Consider the following 21,472-nt stretch of genomic DNA (forward strand, 5'->3'; position numbering starts at 1 on the left):
CAGGCATATGCTGGAACAAATGGGCATTGCTGCTAAAGCGGCGTCGTATAAGCTGGCGCTGCTCTCCAGCTGCGAAAAAAATCGCGTGCTGGAAAAAATAGCCGATGAACTGGAAGCGCAAATGGAAAGTATCCTCAGCGCGAACGTACAAGATGTTGAGCAGGCGCGAGCCAACGGCCTGAGCGAAGCGATGCTGGACCGCCTGGCGCTGACCCCTGCGCGTCTGAAAGCGATTGCTGACGATGTGCGCCAGGTCTGTAATCTCGCCGACCCGGTCGGGCAGGTGATCGACGGCGGTCTGCTGGACAGCGGGCTACGTCTGGAGCGCCGCCGCGTGCCGTTGGGCGTGGTTGGCGTTATCTATGAGGCGCGTCCGAATGTTACCGTTGATGTGGCTTCTTTGTGTCTGAAAACCGGTAATGCGGTGATTCTACGCGGTGGGAAAGAGACGCATCGCACGAATGCCGCAACCGTTCGTGTCATTCAGAAGGCGCTGAAAGCTTGCGGTTTACCGGAGGCGGCGGTTCAGGCGATTGATAATCCGGACCGTTCGCTGGTCAATGAAATGCTGCGTATGGATAAGTACATCGATATGCTGATCCCGCGCGGCGGCGCAGGCTTGCATAAACTGTGCCGCGAGCAATCCACCATTCCGGTGATTACCGGCGGGATTGGCGTGTGCCATATTTTTGTCGATAGCAGCGCAGACATCGCCCCGGCGCTGAAGATTATTGTTAACGCCAAAACCCAGCGCCCGAGCACCTGTAACACGGTGGAAACCTTGCTGGTGCATCAGGACATCGCAGAACGCTTTTTGCCTGCGCTGAGTAAGCAGATGGCGGAGAGCGGCGTGACGTTGCATGGGGATGAAACCGTCATGCAGGTACTGCATGGCCCTGCCAAACTGGTGCCGCTGAAACCGGAAGAGCTGGATAACGAGTTTCTGTCTCTGGATCTGAACGTTGTGGTGGTCGAAAATATGGATGGCGCTATCGCCCACATTCGCGTACATGGTACTCAGCACTCCGATGCGATTTTGACGTGTGATATGCATAATGCTGCGCGTTTTGTGAACGAAGTGGATTCCGCTGCGGTTTATGTCAACGCCTCTACCCGTTTTACCGATGGCGGGCAGTTTGGGCTTGGCGCAGAAGTGGCGGTCAGCACGCAGAAATTACATGCCCGCGGTCCGATGGGGCTTGAAGCGCTTACCACCTATAAGTGGATCGGCTTTGGCGATGGTACGATTCGTGCGTAATTAATGACGAGCGGTGCAAAAATAGCCGGTTGAGTAGCAAGGCTATTGACGCACCGCCCGGTTAGTTTTAACCTTCTACCCCGTGATTCACCCGCGTGAACACACCCTTCTCAGGGCCGATATAGCTCAGTTGGTAGAGCAGCGCATTCGTAATGCGAAGGTCGTAGGTTCGACTCCTATTATCGGCACCATCTCAATCAAGTAGTTACAAACTTTTCTGTCATAACAATCTTCTCATTTTCTTTCTCGCATACTTGCTGAGCATGGTATAGATGTCTATGAGGACGTCAGTCCGCAAAGCATTCGTTCTGCATGGTATGCCTTTCGCTATTCTCAGGCGCGTGAAATGAAAGTTTTCTTTGACGGAGTCTATATAAAAATATGAAATTGATAATAATTCTCCTTCTCGCGTTATTCCCGTTATGTTCATCTGCCAGCAATCATTATGCCCTTGTTTTTGAAAATAACACGATACTGCTTGTTTTAAATCTTAAATGTTCTCCCTGTGATTTAAACTGCGCAAATATTCAATACCAGCTTTTCAATAAAGAGACGGAGTCTGTTATTTCAGGGGCTGCTAAGCCTGTGACAACGGGCATCGAAAATAATTTTTGCGGTTATATGATGCGTAATAATAATACGTTCTATACATTAATTGAATCAGATAATGAAAACGTATGGGATATGTCTGTTGAGGAGAAGGGAACTCAACAGAACAAAGATGCCGTGCAAAAAGTAAAATATCAGCTTAATGCTATTTTTGACAATGGTACATGCTGAATTCTGGCTTGTCTCAGGGATACGATCGTATCCCTGAATATTTCCCATCAAAACTCAGGAATAAAATTACTCTTACTAATATATTTTTCCAGCATGGCGGTATATTGTCGCCAGTTCCCGGAGTCGTTGATTACTGCATAATTTATCGATGCTCCCGGCGTTGGCGAGCGTGTTAGCGGCACATCACGTGCTGTTTTCGGCGCAACCATGATATCGCCGATACTTTTCTTGTTATCCATCGTTAGCGTTAAACTCATATACCACGAGGTGGGGTTAACTATCCGTATAGTATTCTCTTTAGCAATAAAGCGTAATTTTTTCTCCTCCGCTTCCGTTGGCGCTTTTAATCCGGTCGGGCGAATTAAAATTTTTAGCCGCAAACGAAGCGGTAATACCAGTTTTCGCGGGTGGTTTTTAATGTCCTGGGTGACTGGCGGTATCTGATAAATGTTTAGCCAGAAGAGACTCTCCCGGTCCGTTGCCAGCTGCTGGCGGGAACTCAGGAGCAGGCGAAGCGTTCTCAGTTCTCCTGGCTGCATTTTAAATACCGGCGGCAGCGCCACCAGCGGCGTTTTGCTGTTATCCGGAGAGGCGTCAATGTTTCCGGCGTCGGTCCATACCTGTAACAGCATCGGCGTTGTATTATCGTTGGATAATGTCAACGATTGAGCGACCTCATCTGAAGCAAAAATAATTCGGGTTCTGTCAATATTAACGGCGGCTTGTGCCGGGCCATACCATCCCGTCAACCCAAGTAGCGTTAATATGACTTTACTGAAAACTAACCACTGCCTGTAATTGCGCATTCACGCTTCCTGCCGTTACTGTTTGTCCGCCGATCGCCTCAAGCGAGGCAGTAAAATCACCGCTATAGGTTTCTACTGAACCGGATGATACCCGTGTGGTTAAATCTTTATAGCCATACCAGCCTCGGGCGTTGCCAGTGCCTGTCTTGATCCGATCGGGTAACAGGTTAATCGGCGTACCGGCATCGTTATAGATGCGGATACCCACTCCGGAAGCTACGCCAGGTTCGCCATAATGGGTGTCCAGTAGCCACGACAGACCGCCTGCGGATGTGGTTAGCCCCAGGCGACGCGCCGCCGCCACGGCGGTGGGTTGATTAACGACAAAACCCATTGCGACATTAGCGGCGCTGGTGGACGGGAGGGCGCTGGACACTGCGCCGGACTCACATTCCAGGCTGACGTGGAAAGGCGCCTGACTATTGCCTCCGGCGGCTAATATGCCGACGGCGACAGGGGGAATTTTCACGATCGCAGGATAATCTGTGATTTTACATAACGCGCCGCGAACATAGGTGACGCTATTATATGTACTCCATGCCCCGGGCCAATAGCTGGGCCAGCCATAATAATCGCTGGCATGATCCAGTCCCGCTTTGATCCGCTCGGTAATCAAGCCTGGGCCTTTAAACGCGATATAACCCCGAGGCTGCGTCCAGGTATCTCGGTCCATTGGATTCTGGTAGGCAAAATATTTTCTTGAGTCAATTTTAAACATCTCATATAACACGTTGCTAAACGCGCTGGCAGGAATATAAATATATTTGTCATCCTGAAACCAACTGTCTGCGGTAAGTTGGCGTTCTTTCCAGAAACGGCTGTAATATTCGCCGGTACTGAGGTTTGTCATACGGACAGCAACATTACGCTCCACATCATAATAAGCGCCTTCTACTTCGGGAGTAAAAAATGCCCCCGCAAAAGCGCTATCGCCATTTGTCGAATACATCTCATAGAGCTTCCCGGCATCGGCGGTATCGCAGCGGTAAAGTACCTGTTTACTGGAATAGGGCGTTCCGGTGGCGGCCGTCAGGAAGTTACCGATCCCACTGGCCAATAGTGTGCCGGAGGGTTGAAATGTTTCACTATTACTGACGCTAATCACCGTTGGCAAACCGATATTACCGGTATTCGTGTCAGTTGCGCCGATCCAGTTTTGCGCCGTGTAGCCCGCTTTTATCGCCGCGTCAGAGAGCGCGCTCTTATCGGTGACTTTGATACAGGACGACCATGTTCCGGCGCTGACGAACAGGCTGGTGATAAACAATAGCGTTCGGAAACTAAAAAGCATTGTGCTATTCCTTCTCGCAGATTTTGTTCAGATAGAGAAACGGTTCTTTGGTGTGAAGATCGAGTTGGTAGGCAACCCGGCAACGCTGGTTTGCCCCTGTTCCCCAGCGTACCAGTAGAGAACCCGACGGATGGGCGATACGGGCATAAATCTGCCCACTCTGGCCGACCATGCCGATGTTTGTGCCTTCACCGTTGAAAACATCAGCGCCCATTGGCGGTATGCCGCCATCCGGCATCTTCACGGAGATCAGCACTGCTTTGCCGCTGATAGTGGCGAAATTGACACGCGCGATGGCGCCAGCATACGGCACAATCTGCTGACTTCCTCCCGTCAGTTCGGCATCGCTGCGCATCTTACGGGTGTCGAGCGTAACGTTATTGACGCGGTAAGGAGATAATGAAGGCAGAATGGCGTAACCAAAGCGATCAACCACAGCGCCCTGGCCATTTTGTACGATCGCGCCCTGCGCGCCATCGGCATGAATAAGCGCAAAGGTATCGCTGGTATAGGGGCCAGCCGTCAGACCGCCAGGGTGGAGTACCAGGGTGCCGGACACGCCCAGCCCTTCCTGACGATAGTTATCACCCTGGTCATAGTTGGCGCGAAGTGCGCCAAACCGGGTGTTTTGTTGTAGATTACCGCCAAACGTCGTTGGCGCGCTGCTATCGCTATTACTATTGCGATAACGCTCGTAGCCGCCATAAACCGACCATGACAGGTCGCTGTTTTCACCGCTACTGCCGGTCATGGATACGGTTGAGGAACGGCTTTGACTGGACTGGTTATAATTCATAGCGACAGACGTTCTGTTTTCGCCCCAATCCAGCGGTATAGAGACATTAAACGACATTGTGGTTTCGGTATATTTTTGTCGGCTACTCACGTCCAGTGGTTCGTTAACGCCGTGATAAAAGCGATCGTAATCCCAGGTGGTGCGCTGTCGTGCGATATTCACCCCGTAGCTTATATTCCGCCACTGGTTGCTATACCCCATTTGTAGCTGTGTTATACGCGATTGGTTATTGTAGTAGTCTGCGGTGCTGGCGCTGAGGTTAAGCGTGCCAAGCCGTCCTAACGGCTGGCTTACCGTCGCGGACAGGCGATTGCGCTGATGCAGCGTGTCGGAGTAGTAATCAATCCCCGTTTTTGCTTCCCGGCGTACGCCGAGCACGTCCTGAAGATCGCGAAAGCCGTTGGTTGAATAACGATAAGCCGCCAGCACCAGGTTAGTGCCGGTGGTAAACGTTTTGCTGTAACTGAGTTCCGCGCGCCAGCCTTGTTGGCGATCGTTATGCTCTGCGCGCGCATTCGACCAGGTGGCGTTGAGGCCGAATGCGCCCATACCGGTGGCCCAGACGCCGCCCGCCAGCCATGCCTGGTAACGCTGCGCAATTCGTGAACCGAGGTTGAGGGTAATGGTGTTATTAACGCCGTGCTGGAACGTTCCCTCAAAGAAACGATTTTCAATATCGTAGTACTGACGAACCCTGCCGAAGGCCAGCGAATAGTGCCAGTTACCGGGACGTACCGAATCCGGCACGGAAGAATAAGGCACGGTGAAACGTGAGGTTTTACCGCTGGCCTCGATAACCTCTACCTCCAGATCGCCTTGATAACGGGTGTTGTACAGATCGTCAATATAAAATGGGCCCGGCGGAACGTTGGTTTCATAAATCACTTTCCCCAGTTGTTTTACTACCACGTGCGCGCTACTGGCCGCTACGCCCCGAACTTCCGGCGCATAACCGCGTTTGCCCTGCGGGCGCATCCGCTCGTCGGTGACTAGTTTAGCTCCGTTAAAAGACAGACTGCCGAATAAGCTGGAGTCCGTATAGCTATCGCCCAGCGACAGAATACTGTTAATAGACGCGACAGGTCTTTGCACCCAGGTTCGAACGCTATTATAGCGCCAGGCGCTTCCGCTCTGGTTGCTATTGGCATAGCGCAGATTACTTTGATGACGGACCTGCCAAAGTCCGAGGTTAACGCCCATGTTTAAACCGCTCCATAAGTATTGGTAGCGATAATGGCTGTCGGTATTTTCGGTGTGGGTCCAGTTTGTGTTATGGCGTAAAAACAGCGCCAGCGCGCCGCTATCCCACTCTGAAGGAGAGATATAACCGCGCGGTTTGTGCGTAAGTTCGGTCATTGGAATCGTCAGCAACAGGCGAAGCGTGGCGCTATCAAATTGCCAACCGGCATGAGGCACCCACTCCCTGAGCGGGCGACACTCGGTCGCAGCGTCGGTCGCGGGGAGTGATTTTATTTGTGCCGCTTTCATCACCGATAAGGGCAGGCAGGGTTCAGCCTGTTGACCCTCTTTTACAGCATTAAATCGAATATTAGTGCTCGAGGCTACCAGCGTGCCATTAACGTAAACGTCGGCAAGATAGTCTCCGGAAGGCGTTTGCCGTTCATTAAAACGGGCAATATTTTGTCCGTAAGTGGCCCCCTGAAGTAGCGCAGGATCAAAATAATACTCTTCACCTTGCGCGGAGCCTGAGCAAACTATGGCGATCAATAGCGCAAGGCTTTTGCGGTTCAAATTAATGGTGGGGGACATCGTAGCTCTCGCTTATCCTTGCGCCCAGGTCGTTAACCAAAGTAACGGTGACTGTACCGGAGAAGGATTTGAGTGACCGTTTGCCCGGCAGCCACCAGGTTTGACTGGAGAAAGGGGCAATCATGTCAGCATCCAGGTTATACGAAGCGCCGTTCACTTTTACATTCAGGTTACTTAAAGAGGCAAACCAGGGCTGCGGATTAACAATAACAATACCGCTTTTTCCGGAACCCTTATTTACCGTTTTAATCTGTAGTTTTTTCGCCAGATTATCAGGTTTACCTAGCCCGTCAGGACGATAGAAAAGTTTTATTCTTGAGCGCAGCATCACCAACATTTTATTTTGCCCGCTGTCGCTGCCAATATTCGTTGGTGGCACCTGTAATACGTTAAACCAGAATACTGACTCACGATCCTGCGGCAATTTTTTCGTGTTGTTATAAATTACACGTACCACCTGGCCTGCTTTGGGTTGAATACGAAATACCGGCGGCGTGGCAATAAACGGCATCGCGCTGCTATTTTCCGGGCTGGTATTCATATCGCCATCGTCAAACCAGGTTTGTACGATATAAGGTATTGCATCATTATTTTTTAACTGCACATCTACGGAGGAGGCTGTTGATGGGTAAATTATTCGACTACCCAAAATAGTAACGCTCGCCCACGATGCTGTGGCGGGTAGGGCCAGCAATAGAAAAACTATTAAGTAATATAATGCGGAATGTCGGGTATCCATTTTCATCTCAACAACTCCCTGGCGATTGAAAATGGTCTGGCGTTTCAACGCCAGACCATAGCGACAATTATTTATACGAAACGGCGTATTGTAGGGTGGCAGCGACTGTCCCAGCCTCTGCTTTCCCGGTAGAGTAATACCGCGCGGTATAAGTCGCGCTCGCTTCAGAAGCATTTGGTTCCAGCTGTAGGTCGCCGTCGCCAGTAAAGCCGCCGGTCAGATTGATTGGCTCCCCTGAAGTGTCGAGTAATTGGACTTCAACATTTTTCGCGCTGCCAGTATTACCCAGGTTACCGTTACTGGTGACCTGATTACCGACAAAGACAGTGGAAATTTTTGTTGTTTTGTCCTTAGAGCCGGTACACCCGGACAGCCCAATATCAAACGTTATTGGCCCCGCAGTTTTCCCTTGTTCTGATAAATCTTTAGTACTTACTGTTGGCAATAACACGACGGGTTTAGCCTGATTACCATTAATCACGACCGAGCATGTTTCATCAGAGACTTCCCCTTGAAAGGTGATGGTGTTATCAGAAACAGCCATCGCGCTGCTGGAGACAAGAAGCGAGCCTGTGATCATTGCTAAATATTTTTTCATAGACATATGATAATGTTCCTGTATTAATCTTTACTTTTTCAGGACGAGTGCAATTCGCCCGAATGTTTCGTGCTTATGGAGGAGTGGTAAAAATAACGATCATTAACTCTATTTTTGGATGTGAGCTATACCCTCCTGACTATTGATAATGCGATATAAAACAAACAGACTTATTTCTCTTATCATGAAATAGAGCGATAAGCGCTTTCGTCCATACATCTCATTGGTACAACTGATAGTGTTATCATTTGATTGAGTGTAATCCGATAACAATTCTCTCCGCGTCTGAATAGATAGACTATGTTGCAATACAAACCTGCACATTTTTGCTATGTAAAATCCGTATCAGTTAAACCTCCCGATGGATAATACGATGGTGAGATTAAGGTAAATTTTCTGAAATGTGCTTCTGAAACAGTATAATTAGTCTTACTTTTTTCTTACTTTTGGCCTTTCAGAAGTTTCCTGAGTTTGCGTTAAGGTAAAGAAAAGTGTTCAGATTTACCTATAACTGTTTGATTTGTAATGTGCGGGTAATACTTGTGTCAATTATTGTTTACTATAAGTGAGACTTATAAGTTAAACTCAGGTTAATTAGGGGGCTGAATTCTTTTTTGAGCATGATAATATGTCGTCTGAATGATGGATGCAGTTACCTTTAGGATTGTCATGAATGAAAGCATATTTTTACTTGATAAGCGTGTTGTATTTGATAGTACGAAGATGACCTTATCGCATGGTAATGAGATAATCAGAATATCAGAAGCTGAGACCCATCTGCTTCTTGCTTTTTGGCATGGTCTTTACAAAAAAGAAGATATTATTCATTTTGTTTGGGAAAATCGTGGAGGCTGCGTCTCAGAATCAAGTTACTATAAACTCATTAATCAAATGAGAAATGATTTTAGTAGCATCGGTCTACAGCCATCTGATATCGTAACTCGCCCTCGGGTGGGGGTGTCGCTGTCTGTTGCCATTGAACCTATAAAAAAAATCACCTCCCTAAAGGTGAGTGATGAAAACGTTAAGGGCACCCCGACTCGGGAGAACATATTTTACAAAATTAAACGTCACAGCGTATTTGTGGTATTAACAGGAGCCATTCTTCTGGCATTGCTCTATGGTGTATTTACTATATATAAAGCGCCTGTTCGTAACAGCTCTGATAGTTTTTTTACATATCTTGGCGAATATAACGATTATGCAATCTATAAAACAAAAGAGGATAAGGTCACATTAAGTGAAGTAGTTTTTGCTTTTAACTCTCTAAAAATTAAAATTTACCGGCAAAATGGACGCCATCTTTATTATATCAGGGAGCCTAACATGAATATTTTTCTGCAATGCTTAAATCCTGTTGAAATGGCGGTGCCAAAATGTATTACAGTAAAAGAACGTTACTGATTATATTTGTAATATTTATCGCCATTGTCGCAATCGGATCGGTAATAGCGCTTGAGTGGGTAAATCGTGACTCTTATAGAACCAATAATCTTATATGCACGACAAAATCAGAAGCGTATATTGCGCCACGAAAATTGTACATGGATGGTGGACTTGTGCTGGATCTTAAATCCGGCAGGATTACCCTACACTACGATGTTACTACCGATACGAAAGAGAAACGGCTTTTTTTTCGTGATATCTGCATCAGCAAACTGCGCAGAACGGGTATGAAAACATTTACTTTTAAAGTCAATTCAGTTAAGACTTTTGAGTCTGATACTGCTGGCGATTTGTTTTCCTGGTTGAGACTGTTACAGCCTGGTACGATTAATGAGTTAAAGATGGTCAAAATTGGGAAAAATACCTACATGTTTTCGCTTAATCGGCATTTGTATAATGTGTGTACCACCAGTAGTAACGTTGAGTTGTAGCCAATAATCCCTGTATTGATGGGAATTCGTTCCGTGATGGTTATGCCTCATCAGGCAGCGAACCTGGCATCTGGCTAACATATTGAATTTAGATATCTGCTATCGCTTATTTTAACGATAGTATCCTGCGCCTGTTGGGTATTGATATTTTCTTGTCTATTTTCGGCACAGGGAGTGCCATCTTGCTATCATTAAGAACGTATAACCTATCTCTCAATATTGCTTTTCTATATTAATGTTACTTTAGTTATCCTATAAAAGCGTACCGTGGCAAAAGGAAGGCCGGTAAGAGGGCAATGATTTGAAAGTAAGAAAGTTATTTCTGATGTTGTTTATTGCCGTTCCACTGATCGTAATGATATTGGTGGGGTTACTCGCGGGTATCTTCCAGCTAAAACGAGATATCGCCGTCAGCGCCAATACGCTGCTGCGGTTTAGCGCGGATATATCCGCCGCCTCCTGGCAAGTCGCCGGAAAAGCCGCCAGACTGGCTGAGAGTTCCTGCACTGACACGCTGAAAGAACTGTCCAGAACGCGGGCCTTCACTCCTTATGTCCGTGACATTGGGTTTCTGGAAAATGGTGATATCACTTGTTCCTTTGTCACAGGAACCGAACGCTATCATTTTTCCCGGCTGGCAGGGCTTTCTTTACCTGCTTCTTATCCGGAACGGTGGTTGCGATCTATCGGTAGTATGGCCGAAGGACCCGATCGCCTTGTTGTGGTTTATGTGAAAAAAGTAGCAGCGAATAAAGCGGCTTTCGTCATCGTGGATTCGCAGTATGTCCAGGAGCTCATGGAGATATTGGCTGCAGAGAGAGCATCAGCCTTTAGCCTGACATTCGGCACAGGGGAGGCGATTACAAGCGCTGCGACGTTGCGCGGTAAGGCGTTTTTAACGCAGCGCTTCACCTCAACCGATCACACTATCCAGCTGATGGTGCGAACCCCCTTCTCAACGTTATCGGCATACTGGTTACAAAACCTTTTTATTTTTGTTCCGCTGTCATTGTGTCTTTCTGTAGGGATGATGTTGTTCTACAGGCGCTGGTATTTAAAACGTTTATCTCTGGCCCGGGAGATTGCCAGGGGAATAACGCACAATGAGTTTACGGTACATTATCAGCCTGTTTTTAATGTTAAACACGGTAGTTGCGGCGGCGTGGAGGCGCTAATGCGCTGGCCGCAACCGGATGGCCGTTTTATAACCCCGGATATTTTTATTACCGCCGCAGAAAATGAAGGCATGATTATTCCACTCTCTCGTCATCTGTTCGAACTGATTGCTCATGACGTGATAAACTGGACTGTACCGGATGATTTCTATATCAGCGTAAATATATCGCCTGCGCATCTTATGGATGACGGTTTTATACAAGATATAGAGGCGCTCAGGACTCGTTTGGGAACGATAACGCTTATGTTGGAGCTCACCGAGCGTAGCCTGATTGTAGAACCTTCACAGGTCGCAGAAAAACTTTCAACGCTCCGTGAAAAAGGCGTGTTAATAGCGATTGATGATTTTGGGACCGGCTATTGCTCACTCTCCTATCTCCAGCAATTACCTGTAGACTCTCTTAAAATAGACAGAACGTTTATCGATACCATTGATACCAGCAGCGATGATGTTCCTGTCCTGGATACTATCATTACGCTGAGTCAGCGACTGGGGCTCAATGTGGTTGCCGAAGGGGTCAGTACCCAGCACCAATTGCGTTACATCTTAAGCCACGGGGTAGGATTCGTTCAGGGATTTCTTTATGCCAGGCCGATGGAGGCTAATGACTTTATGAGCTGGCTTGGCAAGTCAGCCCAGAGGCAAAATGGTCTGCTCAAGGGGGAAAACGAATCTGCGAGTGGCCTGGTGGCTGAATAATACAGGAGCTCGCTACGGAAAAAAATTCAATAGCGCGATATATCCTGGTAATATGTTTATGCCGTGAAGAAACGTGATAGCACTGGGGCGGATATTTTTATGAGTCAGAACAATTATCTGATTGACAAAAGAGTTATTCTTGATTGTGAACGAATGACGCTTTCCTGCGCCGGAGAGTCGATAACGATATCTGAATCGGAACGCAGTTTGCTTATCGCTTTTCATGAAGGCCTTTTTAAAAAAGATGATTTAATTAACTATGTCTGGGGTCGCAAAGGTGTCGTGGTCTCTGATGCCAGTTATTATAAACTGATTAACCAGCTACGAGGATCATTTGATAAAATTGGTCTTAAGGGGGCATCTGTTGTGACTCGCCCTCGCGTGGGTGTTTTACTCTCAGTTTCCATTGAACCGTTGAGTGATGAGGCGCAAAATATGCCGTTGCCTGCTGTTGCTGAAACAGAATTATCGACGGTTGAAGTGCGGCACGATGACACTATTATTACCCCAATACCGGGCGCTGTGAATAAAAAAGATTGGCTCTACTTTTGCCTGGCCGCGCTTCTGATGTTTTTTATGATGTATAAAGTTAAGGGTGAAAATATTGATTACTTTACCCTTCAGGGTTCGTATGATGGATACACTTTTTATAGTGTCGGGCATGATAAAACCCATCTGACGGATATCGTTGAAGCGTACTCTGAGATGAGTAATGAAATACATAAACAAAACGGAAAAATCATTTATTACATTCGCGTTCCTAATACAAATATTTTTGTCCAGTGTCTTAACCAACTTGATATAGCGGAGCCGAAATGCATTTCCATAAAAGAACGTTATTAAGCGTGGCGACGCTTGGTATGCTGGCTGTTTCAGTCGTACTGATGGTAGTTTGGGTACGAAACAGTAACCATAGTTCTATTAATACTAATGAATTTTTATGTACGACAAGAACAGTAACGACGATACAGCCTAAAGATATCCATGCCGATGGCAGTCTTGTTCTTGATTTTAAGATGAAGAGAATTACGCTTCAATATGAAATAAAAACAAAAGATAACGGTGTAAAAATATTATACCGGGACGTATATATGAAAAATTTACATCGAACAGCGCCTGGTGTTTATACGTTCGAAGTATCCCAGGTAAAAGTCTTTGCCACGGACACAGCTGGCGATCTGTTATCATATTTACGGGTTCTGCATCCGGAAGCGGCTAATGAGATTCGAATATCTAAAGTGGGTGAGAAAACCTTTTTCTATTCTCTTAATCGGCAGCTTTATAACGTTTGTACCGCGCAGTAGATCTGAATGTTGTCTGAATGTGTCAGAAAGCGAGTTGCGAAATTGCCCTCCGCAAGGGTAAAGGTTAACTCAATAATCAATTAAAATACATGTAAAACAATGAGTTATGAATTTTTTACTCTTCAGGGAGGTAACTGATACTCGCTGATAACCTCTCGCAGTCCGCCTGATGGATGCGATGCCAGGATCGGGTCTGAAGCAACTATGAATCCGCTATTAATAAAAAAGTAAGAACTCTGTAAGACTGATTTCATATCCATTATCGAATATATCAGGTTATATTACCTCCGCAGTTGGCATGACTGGTAATAAGCGCATTAGGTGCTCTTAATCTAAATGCTATTTGTGTGCCATAAGTTCCGGTACCGCCTTAATTATATATCAAAAATGGAGTGGTTTTAATGAAAAGACGGTCTTCGTTCCTTGTTTTTTTAGGTTTATTATTAGCGTCACCTTTAGCTTTGGCTAACGATCAGCACACCGTATCGTTTGGTTATGCACAAACTCATCTCAGTTCATTGAAAAATAGCGATAGCAAAGATCTGCGAGGCTTTAATTTTAAATATCGTTACGAGTTTAATGAGACCTGGGGGATGTTAGGCTCATTCACCGCGACGCGCAATGAAATGGAGAACTACACCTGGAAAGAGGGGAAATTGCATAAAAATGGTTCCGATTCTGTGGACTATGGTTCTTTGATGTTTGGACCAACATATCGTTTTAATGACTATGTGAGCCTGTACGGCAATGCGGGTATAGCGACGATGAAATTTAATAAACACTCAAAAGAAGACTCCTTTGCCTACGGCGCTGGCGTAATATTTAATCCAGTTAAGAGTATATCTATCGATGCATCATGGGAAGCCAGTCGTTTCTTCGCTGTGGATACCAATACATTTGGTGTCAGCGTAGGTTATCGCTTCTGACATTAAAAGTATAAGCGTTACGTTTATGGCAAGGAATTAAAAATAATATGGCGCTGCTACAGAATAGGGATGGTTATGAGCGCTCAGGTAATCTTAAGAGGAAGATAAAACACTCACCGTAGCGTTATTCTATTGATGAAATTATGATAAATTCACTATCGGAACAACTTCCGTTAAAAACGATAGGTATAGTTTTAACGGATGATTATTATACTTATTTAGGCATCGCTTCACTCTTTGAGGATGGGAAGTGCTTTATGTTCCCACTCAATGGAGAATATAATTCGTGTCAGATATCAGCTAGCGAAGATATCATAATTATTATTGATGGACGAGTTTTGATTCAGGGGGTCTGGAAAGGTTTTAAGGCGCTCATGCAGCATTATCCACATGCTCGTCGAATCTGGCTCACGCGCAGAGATATTGGAAAACTTTATCCACATGGCTGCGATAGAGATCCTGATATCGATCCCGATTTGGCAAAGCCTGTTTTTATTGAACATTTCATTAAATACGCTTGTGCAAACGATGTAGCGGTCGGTGAACTTGCGCCGTTGACAAAAAAGGAGGAGGAGTTGTTATGGCACTTTTTATATAAAAAGTCGATGAGTCAGATCGCCAGTAGCTATGGCATGAGTCGTAAGACTTTGTACATTCATAGATTGCGTATCTGTCGTAAATATGGCTTCAAACGCTTTTTCCATTTGCTATTTATTTACCAAAGAAGTCGCCATATCTTCGCATCTAAAATTTGCCGTGTAGACAAAAACGCCGATCAGGCTTGAAGCAAACAAGATGAAAAAGTTAACGATGAGAGAGTGTGAAAGCATCAATCCTACTATGCTGCTTGCCATTAAGATACTTATCTCGGCGCTTGACGAAAAAACAAAAATAAGACTCAGAGAGCATATTGAAAAAACTGAACAAGAAATAGCCTCAAGCATACATGATAGCATCATGACAGAGACTTTTCTTCAGCAAATGAAAGACATTCGTTACATCTTAAATATAGTTCCTTGACGGCGTTCAGAAGCAAGAACGCGTTATTATTTAATGATTAATAGACCAGGTATTAGTATGAAAAAGATCTTAGTATGTTTCGTCGGCTTGGCTTTAACCGCATGTAGCGCTAATTCGTTGAATTATGGCGCTGAACAGGTACGGGTGATGACCAGCGAGCCAGGTAAGGAATGCAGCTACTTAGGGGATATCACGGGCAGCCAGGGGAATTTCTTTACCGGTGGCTGGACTTCCAACAGTAACCTGGAAACGGGTGCCCGTAACGATCTGAAAAACAAAGCTTATAAAATGGGCGGCAATACGGTAGTCCTGTTAACCCAGCGTGCAGGCCAGACAGGAAGTTCATGGCACGGTTCGGGCTCAAGCAAACAAACCAATGTCACGTTAAGCGGGAACGTTTATCGTTGCCCTCGTTAACCTTATTTTGCAGGCAATATATGCCTGTTTAGCGCGCGCGCCGCACTGGCGACGCGCGCGCTATTTGGGCTAACCTTGCTTTTTCTCGCTGTATTCCCGCCAACCGCCGCCTAATGCTTTATACAGATTAATGATATTTAGCTGTTGCATGAGCCGTGTGCGTACCAGGCGCTGTTGCGCGCCATAAAGCATACGATGGGTATCAAGCAGCGTAAGGTAGTCATCGACGCCTTCCTGAAAACGGAGTCCGGCCAGCTCATAGGCGATTTGACTGGCTTCAACCGCGCGTTGTTCTGATTGCACCTGGTCATTCAGCGTACGCTGTCCCGCCAGACCATCCGCCACGTCGCGAAAGGCTTGCTGAATAACGTTTTCATACCTGGCGATTTCAATCTGTTTTTGGACATGCGCCCTATCCAGGTCAGCGCGTAATGCGCCGCCGTGAAAGAGAGGCAAGGTGATTTGCGGTAGAAAGCGCCAGCTTCCCGATCCCGGTTCAAAGAGTCCGCTAAGAGACGCGCTGGCCGTTCCCGCCGCGCCTGTCAGGCTGATGGTCGGGAAGAAGGCGGCGCGCGCTGCGCCTATCCGGGCGTTTGCGCCACGCAGCCTGTACTCGGCGGCGCGAATATCCGGGCGGCGTACCAGCAGATCTGACGGTAATCCGCCTGGCAATGTGGTCGGGATCGCGCCTTCCGTTAGCGTGACTGCCTCGTTTAGTCGACGCGACAGTTCAGGCGTGAGCGGCTGGCCCAACAGCAATTCCAGCGCGTTACGATCCCGCGCCAACTGTCGCGTATACGCCGCGCGATTGATTTCCGCAGAACGCAGCGCGATCTCCGCCATACGCAGATCGAGCTGTGTGGCGTTGCCTGTCCGGGCAAGCTGGGTTGTCAATGTGTATGAACTTTTTTGCGCGGCCAGCGTATTTTCGGTTAAGCGCAGCAGCTCCCGGTCAGCCCGTAGCGTCAGCCAGGCGCTGGCGACTTCGGAAACCAGGCTCATTCGCGCCGCAATGTACGTCTCATCAAGCGCCATATAGGCGGCTAATGCCTGGTCGCTAAGGCTTCGCACTCGCCCCCAGAGATCCAGTTCCCAGGCCGTCGTCGCCCCAGCCATCTCGTAGCGTCGGTTAATCTCAGGCTCGTCCGTGACGCTGAGATCGGCGGGAGTGCGACCGGCGTCCATGGCGGTGGCGATGCCGAGCGTCGGCAGCATCTCCGCGCGCTGAATACGGTATAACGCCCGGGCGGCTTCAACATTGAGCCCTGCCTTGCGTAAATCCCGATTATTGCGTAACGCGATCGCGATCAGTTCCTGTAGAAGCGGATCGTGGAAGAAATCACGCCAGCCAATGTCAGCGGCATCCGGCGCGCCAGAAACGGTTGACGTTGCGTAGGGATAGACCATCGCAGTCGGCGATGCGGGGCGTTCGTGCTTCGGCGCCATCGTACAGCCAGCAAGCGTGGTGACGAAAGCAAGCGTCGCCAGCGTGGCGGTCTGCCGATAGCCTGTAAAAGTGATCTTCATTATGCCATTCCCATCATTATGCTTGCTGATCATGTGAATCAACGCGGTTCTCACGCTTTAATGCCATCCTGCGAACCACCACGTAAAATACAGGCGTCAATAACAGGCCGAAGAGCGTGACGCCCAACATGCCGGCAAACACGGCGATGCCCATCGCATGTCGCATTTCAGCGCCGGCACCCGTCGCGAGTACCAGCGGTACTACACCTGCGATAAAGGCGAATGAGGTCATCAGGATAGGACGCAGACGCAGGCGGGATGCTTCCAGTACGGCGGTCAGCGGGTCTGCGCCGTCGTGTTCTTTGGCGCGGGCAAACTCGACAATCAAAATGGCGTTCTTGGCCGCCAGGCCGACCAGCACCACGAAACCAATCTGCGTAAAGATATTGTTATCTCCGCCAGATACCCACACGCCGACAATGGCTGAGAGTAATGACATAGGCGCAATAAGCAGGACGGCGAAGGGCAGCGACCAACTGTTGTACTGCGCCGCCAGGATCAGGAAGGCCAACAGCACCGCCAGCGCAAAAATAGCAAGCGCGGAGTTGCCGGCCTGTTTTTCCTGATAAACCAGATCGGTCCATTCGAAGACCATCCCTTCCGGTAACGTTTCACGCACGATCTTTTCAATCGCGTCCGTCGCCTGTCCGGAGGAGAAACCCGGAGCCGGTCCACCGCTAATATCTACCGAGGGGAAGCCGTTGTAATGGATGATTCTGTCCGGCCCCGACTGGCGCATAATCGTGACGAAAGCGCTAAGCGGGATCATCTCGCCCTTCGCATTGCGGACTTTAAGCAGGCCGATATCCTCTTGTTGCATACGGAATGGCGCATCGGCCTGCGCCATCACCCGCCAGGTGCGGCCAAATCGGTTGAAATCGTTGACGTAAAGCGAGCCGAGGTTAATTTGCAACGTTTCAAAGATGTCGGTGAGCGATACCCCCATTGATTTCGCCTTTACCCGGTCGATATCCACCTGTAATTGCGGGGCATTCGTCTGGAAACTGGCCAGCATATTGGCCAGTTCGGGCGTCTGCATCGCCTTAGACATAATCTCGCTTTGCACCTTTGTCATCGCTTCAAATCCCAGTTCCGCACGATCTTCAATCTGCAATTTAAAGCCGCCCGTCGCGCCAAGCCCTGGAACCGGCGGCGGCGGGAAGATGCCAATAAACCCGTCGGGAATGTGGCTAAATTTGTGCATTAGCTTTCCGGCGATAGCGTTAGCGGAAAGCGAAGGATCTTCACGCTCGTCAAAGGGTTTCAGCATGGCGAACATCAGCGCCGAATTTGGCACATTTACCGGGCCGTTAACCGACAGACCGGGGAAGACGACGACGCTTTCAACGCCGGGTTCCGCCAGCGCGATAGCGGACATCTGTTTTACGACCGCCTCTGTGCGATCCAACGATGCGCCGCTTGGGAGCTGGGCGATGCCGACGAGATAGTATTTATCCTGCGCAGGCACAAACCCGTTCGGCACCTGATGGAAGCCAAGCCAGGTCAGCCCCACAAAGCCAGCATAGAGCACCATCACAATGACGCTGCCGCGCACGGCCCGACGGACGGCGCTAACATAGCGGTTCGACGCGCTGTCGAAGAAACGGTTAAAGCGATGGAAAAAACCGCCAGTGACCGTGCCCATCAACCGCGTTAGCCAGTCAGCCTTCGCAGTATCGTGGTGCGGTCTTAGCAAAATGGCGGCCAGCGCAGGGGAGAGCGTCAGCGAGTTAATGGCCGAAAGGATGGTCGAAATAGCGATGGTCAACGCGAACTGACGATAAAACTCACCCTGCAGGCCCGCCAGGAATGCGGAAGGGATAAAGACCGCCGTTAGCACCGAGGTAATAGAAAGAATGGGACCAGTGACTTCATCCATCGCCTTCTTTGCCGCCTCTCCGGGACTTTTGCCCTGCGAGATATGCCGTTCCACGTTTTCGACCACAACGATGGCGTCATCGACAACGATACCTATCGACAGGACCAAACCAAACAGCGAAAGCGTATTCAGCGAAAAGCCAAACAGGTGCATCAAGGCAAAGGTGCCGACCAGCGAAACGGGAACCGCCACCAGAGGAATAATGGACGCCCGCCAGGTTTGCAGGAACAGCACCACGACAAGGACGACCAGCACGAGGGCTTCCAGCAACGTAATCGCCACCGATTGCAGCGATGCGCGCACGAAGACCGTAGGATCATAGGCAATCCGGTATTCGATATCCTGCGGGAAGTTTTGCTGTAACTCATCCATTTTGCCGCGAATCGCGTTAGAAACGTCAATCGCATTGGCGCCTGGACTTTGAATAATCTGTAACGCTGGCGCCGCTTCGCCATTCAGTAAACTGCGCAGCGTATAGGCATCTGCGCCCAGCGTGACGCGGGCAACATCACGCAGACGCGTCACCTCGCCGTCAGCGCCGATTTTTACCACAATCTCGCCGAACTGTTCTTCGCTGGTCAGGCGGCCCAGCGTGTTTACCGTCATCTGAAAAGCGGCGGAGGCCTCCGGCTGTTGCCCGACGGAACCGGCGGCGACCTGTACGTTTTGTTCCCGCAACGCCGTAACGATATCACTGGCGGTAAGACCGCGGTTGGCGATTTTCGCCGGGTCCAGCCAGACGCGCATGGCGTACTCGCCCGCGCCCCAGACGAGAACATCGCCGACGCCGGGTAAACGGGCCAGCTCGTCGCGAACCTGCCGGATGGCGAAGTTAGACAGGTAAAGCGAGTCATAGCGTTTTTGCGGCGAGACAAGATGGACCACCATCAACATATCGGGGGACGTTTTCTCCGTTACAACGCCAATTCGCTGGACTTCTTCGGGCAGGCGGGGCAGCGCGCGGGATACCCGGTTTTGCACCTGAATTTGCGCCATATCAGGATCGGTTCCCTGTTCGAAGGCGATAGAGATAACCATGCGACCATCAATGGCCATCTGGGTATTCATATACAACATGCCGTCAACGCCGTTGATCACCTGTTCCAGCGGCGCGGCTACCGTATCGGCAATCACTTGCGGGTTAGCGCCGGGGTAGCTGGCGCTAACCTGTACCGTGGGCGGCGTAACGGCCGGATATTCACTCAGCGGCAGTTTTAAAAAGGCGATAGCGCCAGCCAGCAGCATTAACAGCGACAGGACGATGGCGAAGATGGGGCGTGCAATGAAAAAGTGGGTGAATTTCATTGGCGCACCGCCTTCGACGCGCTGTCGCCGTCCGCTTTAGTCAATGTCGCGGTCTGTTTATCGGTCACATTCTGCCGCATCGGCACCAGACGCGGCGCAACGGTCATGCCAGGACGCACCAGCCCCTTGAGGATGATTTTTTCTCCCGGCTGTACTCCCTGTGTAACGACGCGGAGTCCATCGACCATTTGTCCCAACTCAACCGGACGATACTCCACCTGATTCTCCTTGCCGACGATCAGCACATAGTTTTTGCCCTGATCGGCGCTCACCGCCAGATCGTCAATTAGCACGGTTTCCCGCGGCTCGCCGATGGGCAAACTGATTCGGGCAAACAGGCCGGGAGAAAGCATTCCGTCGGGGTCAGGAATCACGGCGCGCGCCCGGATAGTGCCGGTGCTGCGGTTCATCTGATTGCCCATAAAGTCGAGTACGCCCTGATAAGGCAGCCCGTTATCGGTGGTTAACCCCATGTTGACTACCGGTGGATTTTTGTCGGAGCGGGTATGCCGTAACGCCTTCAGCCAGGTGGCTTCGTCAATATCGAAATACACATACATGGGATTGTGAGACACGATAGTCGTCAGAAGCGTGGCGTTACCCGCTACGCCGCCGCTGACCAGATTGCCCCGGGTCACCAGTATGCGGTCAACGCGTCCTGCAATGGGCGCGGTAATACGGGTCCAGGAGAGTTCAAGGCGCGCTGCGGCGACGGCGGCTTTGGCCGATTGCATCTGCGCCTGTCGCGCATTACGCGTGGCGGTGACATCGTCAGCGTTTTTACGTGATACGGCGCCGCTGGCGACCAGTCGTTGAATGCGATCGAAATCCGCCTGCGCCTGGCGGGCCAGTACTTCAGCCTGACGTAATTGCGCGACGGCGGTGTCGAGGGCGACCTCGAACGGGCGCGGATCGATCTGGAACAGCAGTTGTCCGCGGCTTACCAGACGTCCTTCCGGAACGCTGACGGCGTCAAGGGTTCCTCCCACGCGCGAACGCAGCTCCACGGTCTCCGGCGCGGCCAGAAAACCGGTGAATTCCGCCGTAGGCGCGAGTGTGCGGCTAAGGGCTTTAGCAACCGGTACCGACGGTGGAGGCGGCGCGCTGGCCGGGGGGCCGACGGCGTTGTCTTTATCCCATAGTGCTTCGCCGGCCATGTAAATCACGCCCCCGATGGCGGCGATGACGCCAGCTATCAACATAATTTTGAATGTTCTACGCATGTCGTTTCCCTCTTTACCGCAGCGTGTCGGCCATTCCGCAACGCTGCCGCAGAATTTTTGGCAAAGGCTAGGCGTTACAA

18 protein-coding genes, 1 tRNA gene and 1 pseudogene are annotated in these 21,472 nt (G+C 49.5%); 12 read left to right on the top strand and 8 right to left on the bottom strand.

The window, feature by feature from the left end:
- Positions 1–7: 7 nt before the first annotated feature.
- The 3 genes from proA (at position 8) to ACLJQD_RS12040 (ending at position 2,038) form a co-directional block, all read left to right on the top strand.
- On the top strand, positions 8–1,258 hold the full coding sequence (proA, locus tag ACLJQD_RS12030; RefSeq protein WP_017442095.1) for a glutamate-5-semialdehyde dehydrogenase: 1,251 nt from the start codon (positions 8–10) through the stop codon (positions 1,256–1,258).
- Between the two features lie 115 nt (positions 1,259–1,373).
- A tRNA-Thr gene (locus ACLJQD_RS12035) sits at positions 1,374–1,449 on the top strand.
- Between the two features lie 190 nt (positions 1,450–1,639).
- Positions 1,640–2,038, top strand: coding sequence for a hypothetical protein (locus tag ACLJQD_RS12040; protein ID WP_017442096.1), 399 nt, complete (start codon positions 1,640–1,642; stop codon positions 2,036–2,038).
- A 47-nt stretch (positions 2,039–2,085) separates the two neighbouring features.
- Here the strand turns inward: ACLJQD_RS12040 and stbE are convergent, their stop codons facing one another.
- From stbE to ACLJQD_RS12065, 5 genes are all read right to left on the bottom strand, one after another.
- Complete coding sequence (stbE, locus tag ACLJQD_RS12045) at positions 2,086–2,844, bottom strand: fimbrial biogenesis chaperone StbE (protein WP_017442097.1); 759 nt, start codon at positions 2,842–2,844, stop codon at positions 2,086–2,088.
- Positions 2,810–4,135: a fimbrial usher protein StbD gene (stbD, locus tag ACLJQD_RS12050; RefSeq protein WP_000899100.1), complete on the bottom strand. Its 1,326-nt coding sequence runs from the start codon at positions 4,133–4,135 to the stop codon at positions 2,810–2,812. Before stbD ends, stbE begins: the two co-directional genes overlap by 35 nt.
- 4 nt (positions 4,136–4,139) lie before the next feature.
- On the bottom strand, positions 4,140–6,701 hold the full coding sequence (locus tag ACLJQD_RS12055) for a fimbrial outer membrane usher protein (protein WP_017442098.1): 2,562 nt from the start codon (positions 6,699–6,701) through the stop codon (positions 4,140–4,142).
- Positions 6,685–7,446, bottom strand: coding sequence for a fimbrial biogenesis chaperone StbB (stbB, locus tag ACLJQD_RS12060; protein WP_000781492.1), 762 nt, complete (start codon positions 7,444–7,446; stop codon positions 6,685–6,687). The genes ACLJQD_RS12055 and stbB overlap by 17 nt, the downstream gene beginning before the upstream one ends.
- A gap of 61 nt (positions 7,447–7,507) precedes the next feature.
- On the bottom strand, positions 7,508–8,044 hold the full coding sequence (locus ACLJQD_RS12065; protein ID WP_000062033.1) for a fimbrial protein: 537 nt from the start codon (positions 8,042–8,044) through the stop codon (positions 7,508–7,510).
- Between the two features lie 663 nt (positions 8,045–8,707).
- Here ACLJQD_RS12065 and ACLJQD_RS12070 point away from each other — a divergent pair.
- From ACLJQD_RS12070 to ACLJQD_RS12110, 9 genes and pseudogenes are all read left to right on the top strand, one after another.
- Positions 8,708–9,442 carry a transcriptional regulator gene (locus ACLJQD_RS12070; protein ID WP_001005861.1) on the top strand — a complete coding sequence of 245 codons (735 nt, stop codon included), beginning with the start codon at positions 8,708–8,710 and terminating at the stop codon, positions 9,440–9,442.
- Positions 9,415–9,715: pseudogene (locus ACLJQD_RS12075) on the top strand (hypothetical protein). The gene ACLJQD_RS12070 and the pseudogene ACLJQD_RS12075 overlap by 28 nt, the downstream one beginning before the upstream one ends.
- Before the next feature lie 501 nt (positions 9,716–10,216).
- A complete protein-coding gene (locus ACLJQD_RS12080; protein ID WP_072103452.1) occupies positions 10,217–11,791 on the top strand; it encodes an EAL domain-containing protein in 1,575 nt (524 codons plus the stop codon).
- Between the two features lie 99 nt (positions 11,792–11,890).
- Entirely contained in the window at positions 11,891–12,634 is a 744-nt protein-coding gene (locus ACLJQD_RS12085; protein WP_001527382.1) for a transcriptional regulator, read from the top strand.
- Complete coding sequence (locus tag ACLJQD_RS12090) at positions 12,607–13,095, top strand: hypothetical protein (RefSeq protein ID WP_000545419.1); 489 nt, start codon at positions 12,607–12,609, stop codon at positions 13,093–13,095. The genes ACLJQD_RS12085 and ACLJQD_RS12090 overlap by 28 nt, the downstream gene beginning before the upstream one ends.
- A 401-nt stretch (positions 13,096–13,496) precedes the next feature.
- Positions 13,497–14,021, top strand: a complete 525-nt coding sequence (locus ACLJQD_RS12095) for an Ail/Lom family outer membrane beta-barrel protein (protein ID WP_000830237.1) — start codon at positions 13,497–13,499, stop codon at positions 14,019–14,021.
- 143 nt (positions 14,022–14,164) lie between these two features.
- Entirely contained in the window at positions 14,165–14,806 is a 642-nt protein-coding gene (locus ACLJQD_RS12100; protein ID WP_000610824.1) for a helix-turn-helix transcriptional regulator, read from the top strand.
- 10 nt (positions 14,807–14,816) lie between these two features.
- A complete protein-coding gene (locus tag ACLJQD_RS12105) occupies positions 14,817–15,041 on the top strand; it encodes a membrane protein (protein WP_000737127.1) in 225 nt (74 codons plus the stop codon).
- 57 nt (positions 15,042–15,098) lie between these two features.
- A complete protein-coding gene (locus ACLJQD_RS12110) occupies positions 15,099–15,458 on the top strand; it encodes a DUF4156 domain-containing protein (RefSeq protein WP_000722978.1) in 360 nt (119 codons plus the stop codon).
- Positions 15,459–15,527: 69 nt separating this feature from the next.
- Here the strand turns inward: ACLJQD_RS12110 and mdsC are convergent, their stop codons facing one another.
- From mdsC to mdsA, 3 genes are read right to left on the bottom strand one after another with little or no spacing between them, the layout of a single operon-like run.
- On the bottom strand, positions 15,528–16,985 hold the full coding sequence (gene mdsC / locus ACLJQD_RS12115) for a multidrug efflux transporter outer membrane subunit MdsC (protein ID WP_023242838.1): 1,458 nt from the start codon (positions 16,983–16,985) through the stop codon (positions 15,528–15,530).
- Positions 16,986–17,001: 16 nt separating this feature from the next.
- Positions 17,002–20,169: a multidrug efflux RND transporter permease subunit MdsB gene (mdsB, locus tag ACLJQD_RS12120; RefSeq protein WP_000673153.1), complete on the bottom strand. Its 3,168-nt coding sequence runs from the start codon at positions 20,167–20,169 to the stop codon at positions 17,002–17,004.
- Complete coding sequence (gene mdsA, locus ACLJQD_RS12125) at positions 20,166–21,392, bottom strand: multidrug efflux RND transporter periplasmic adaptor subunit MdsA (RefSeq protein WP_001254851.1); 1,227 nt, start codon at positions 21,390–21,392, stop codon at positions 20,166–20,168. The genes mdsB and mdsA overlap by 4 nt, the downstream gene beginning before the upstream one ends.
- Positions 21,393–21,472: the final 80 nt, after the last annotated feature.

The organism is Salmonella sp. SAL04214 (assembly GCF_046550615.1).
Taxonomy (GTDB): domain Bacteria; phylum Pseudomonadota; class Gammaproteobacteria; order Enterobacterales; family Enterobacteriaceae; genus Salmonella; species Salmonella enterica.

Bases quoted from the DNA above. Each gene is read 5' to 3' on its own strand.
- stbE (WP_017442097.1), bottom strand. From the start codon at position 2,844: ATGCGCAATTACAGGCAGTGGTTAGTTTTCAGTAAAGTCATATTAACG.
- ACLJQD_RS12110 (WP_000722978.1), top strand. From the start codon at position 15,099: ATGAAAAAGATCTTAGTATGTTTCGTCGGCTTGGCTTTAACCGCATGT.
- ACLJQD_RS12065 (WP_000062033.1), bottom strand. From the start codon at position 8,044: ATGTCTATGAAAAAATATTTAGCAATGATCACAGGCTCGCTTCTTGTC.
- ACLJQD_RS12055 (WP_017442098.1), bottom strand. From the start codon at position 6,701: ATGTCCCCCACCATTAATTTGAACCGCAAAAGCCTTGCGCTATTGATC.
- stbB (WP_000781492.1), bottom strand. From the start codon at position 7,446: ATGAAAATGGATACCCGACATTCCGCATTATATTACTTAATAGTTTTT.
- mdsC (WP_023242838.1), bottom strand. From the start codon at position 16,985: ATGAAGATCACTTTTACAGGCTATCGGCAGACCGCCACGCTGGCGACG.
- proA (WP_017442095.1), top strand. From the start codon at position 8: ATGCTGGAACAAATGGGCATTGCTGCTAAAGCGGCGTCGTATAAGCTG.
- mdsB (WP_000673153.1), bottom strand. From the start codon at position 20,169: ATGAAATTCACCCACTTTTTCATTGCACGCCCCATCTTCGCCATCGTC.
- mdsA (WP_001254851.1), bottom strand. From the start codon at position 21,392: ATGCGTAGAACATTCAAAATTATGTTGATAGCTGGCGTCATCGCCGCC.
- ACLJQD_RS12085 (WP_001527382.1), top strand. From the start codon at position 11,891: ATGAGTCAGAACAATTATCTGATTGACAAAAGAGTTATTCTTGATTGT.
- ACLJQD_RS12040 (WP_017442096.1), top strand. From the start codon at position 1,640: ATGAAATTGATAATAATTCTCCTTCTCGCGTTATTCCCGTTATGTTCA.
- ACLJQD_RS12090 (WP_000545419.1), top strand. From the start codon at position 12,607: ATGCATTTCCATAAAAGAACGTTATTAAGCGTGGCGACGCTTGGTATG.
- ACLJQD_RS12070 (WP_001005861.1), top strand. From the start codon at position 8,708: ATGAATGAAAGCATATTTTTACTTGATAAGCGTGTTGTATTTGATAGT.
- ACLJQD_RS12095 (WP_000830237.1), top strand. From the start codon at position 13,497: ATGAAAAGACGGTCTTCGTTCCTTGTTTTTTTAGGTTTATTATTAGCG.
- ACLJQD_RS12105 (WP_000737127.1), top strand. From the start codon at position 14,817: ATGAAAAAGTTAACGATGAGAGAGTGTGAAAGCATCAATCCTACTATG.
- ACLJQD_RS12100 (WP_000610824.1), top strand. From the start codon at position 14,165: ATGATAAATTCACTATCGGAACAACTTCCGTTAAAAACGATAGGTATA.
- stbD (WP_000899100.1), bottom strand. From the start codon at position 4,135: ATGCTTTTTAGTTTCCGAACGCTATTGTTTATCACCAGCCTGTTCGTC.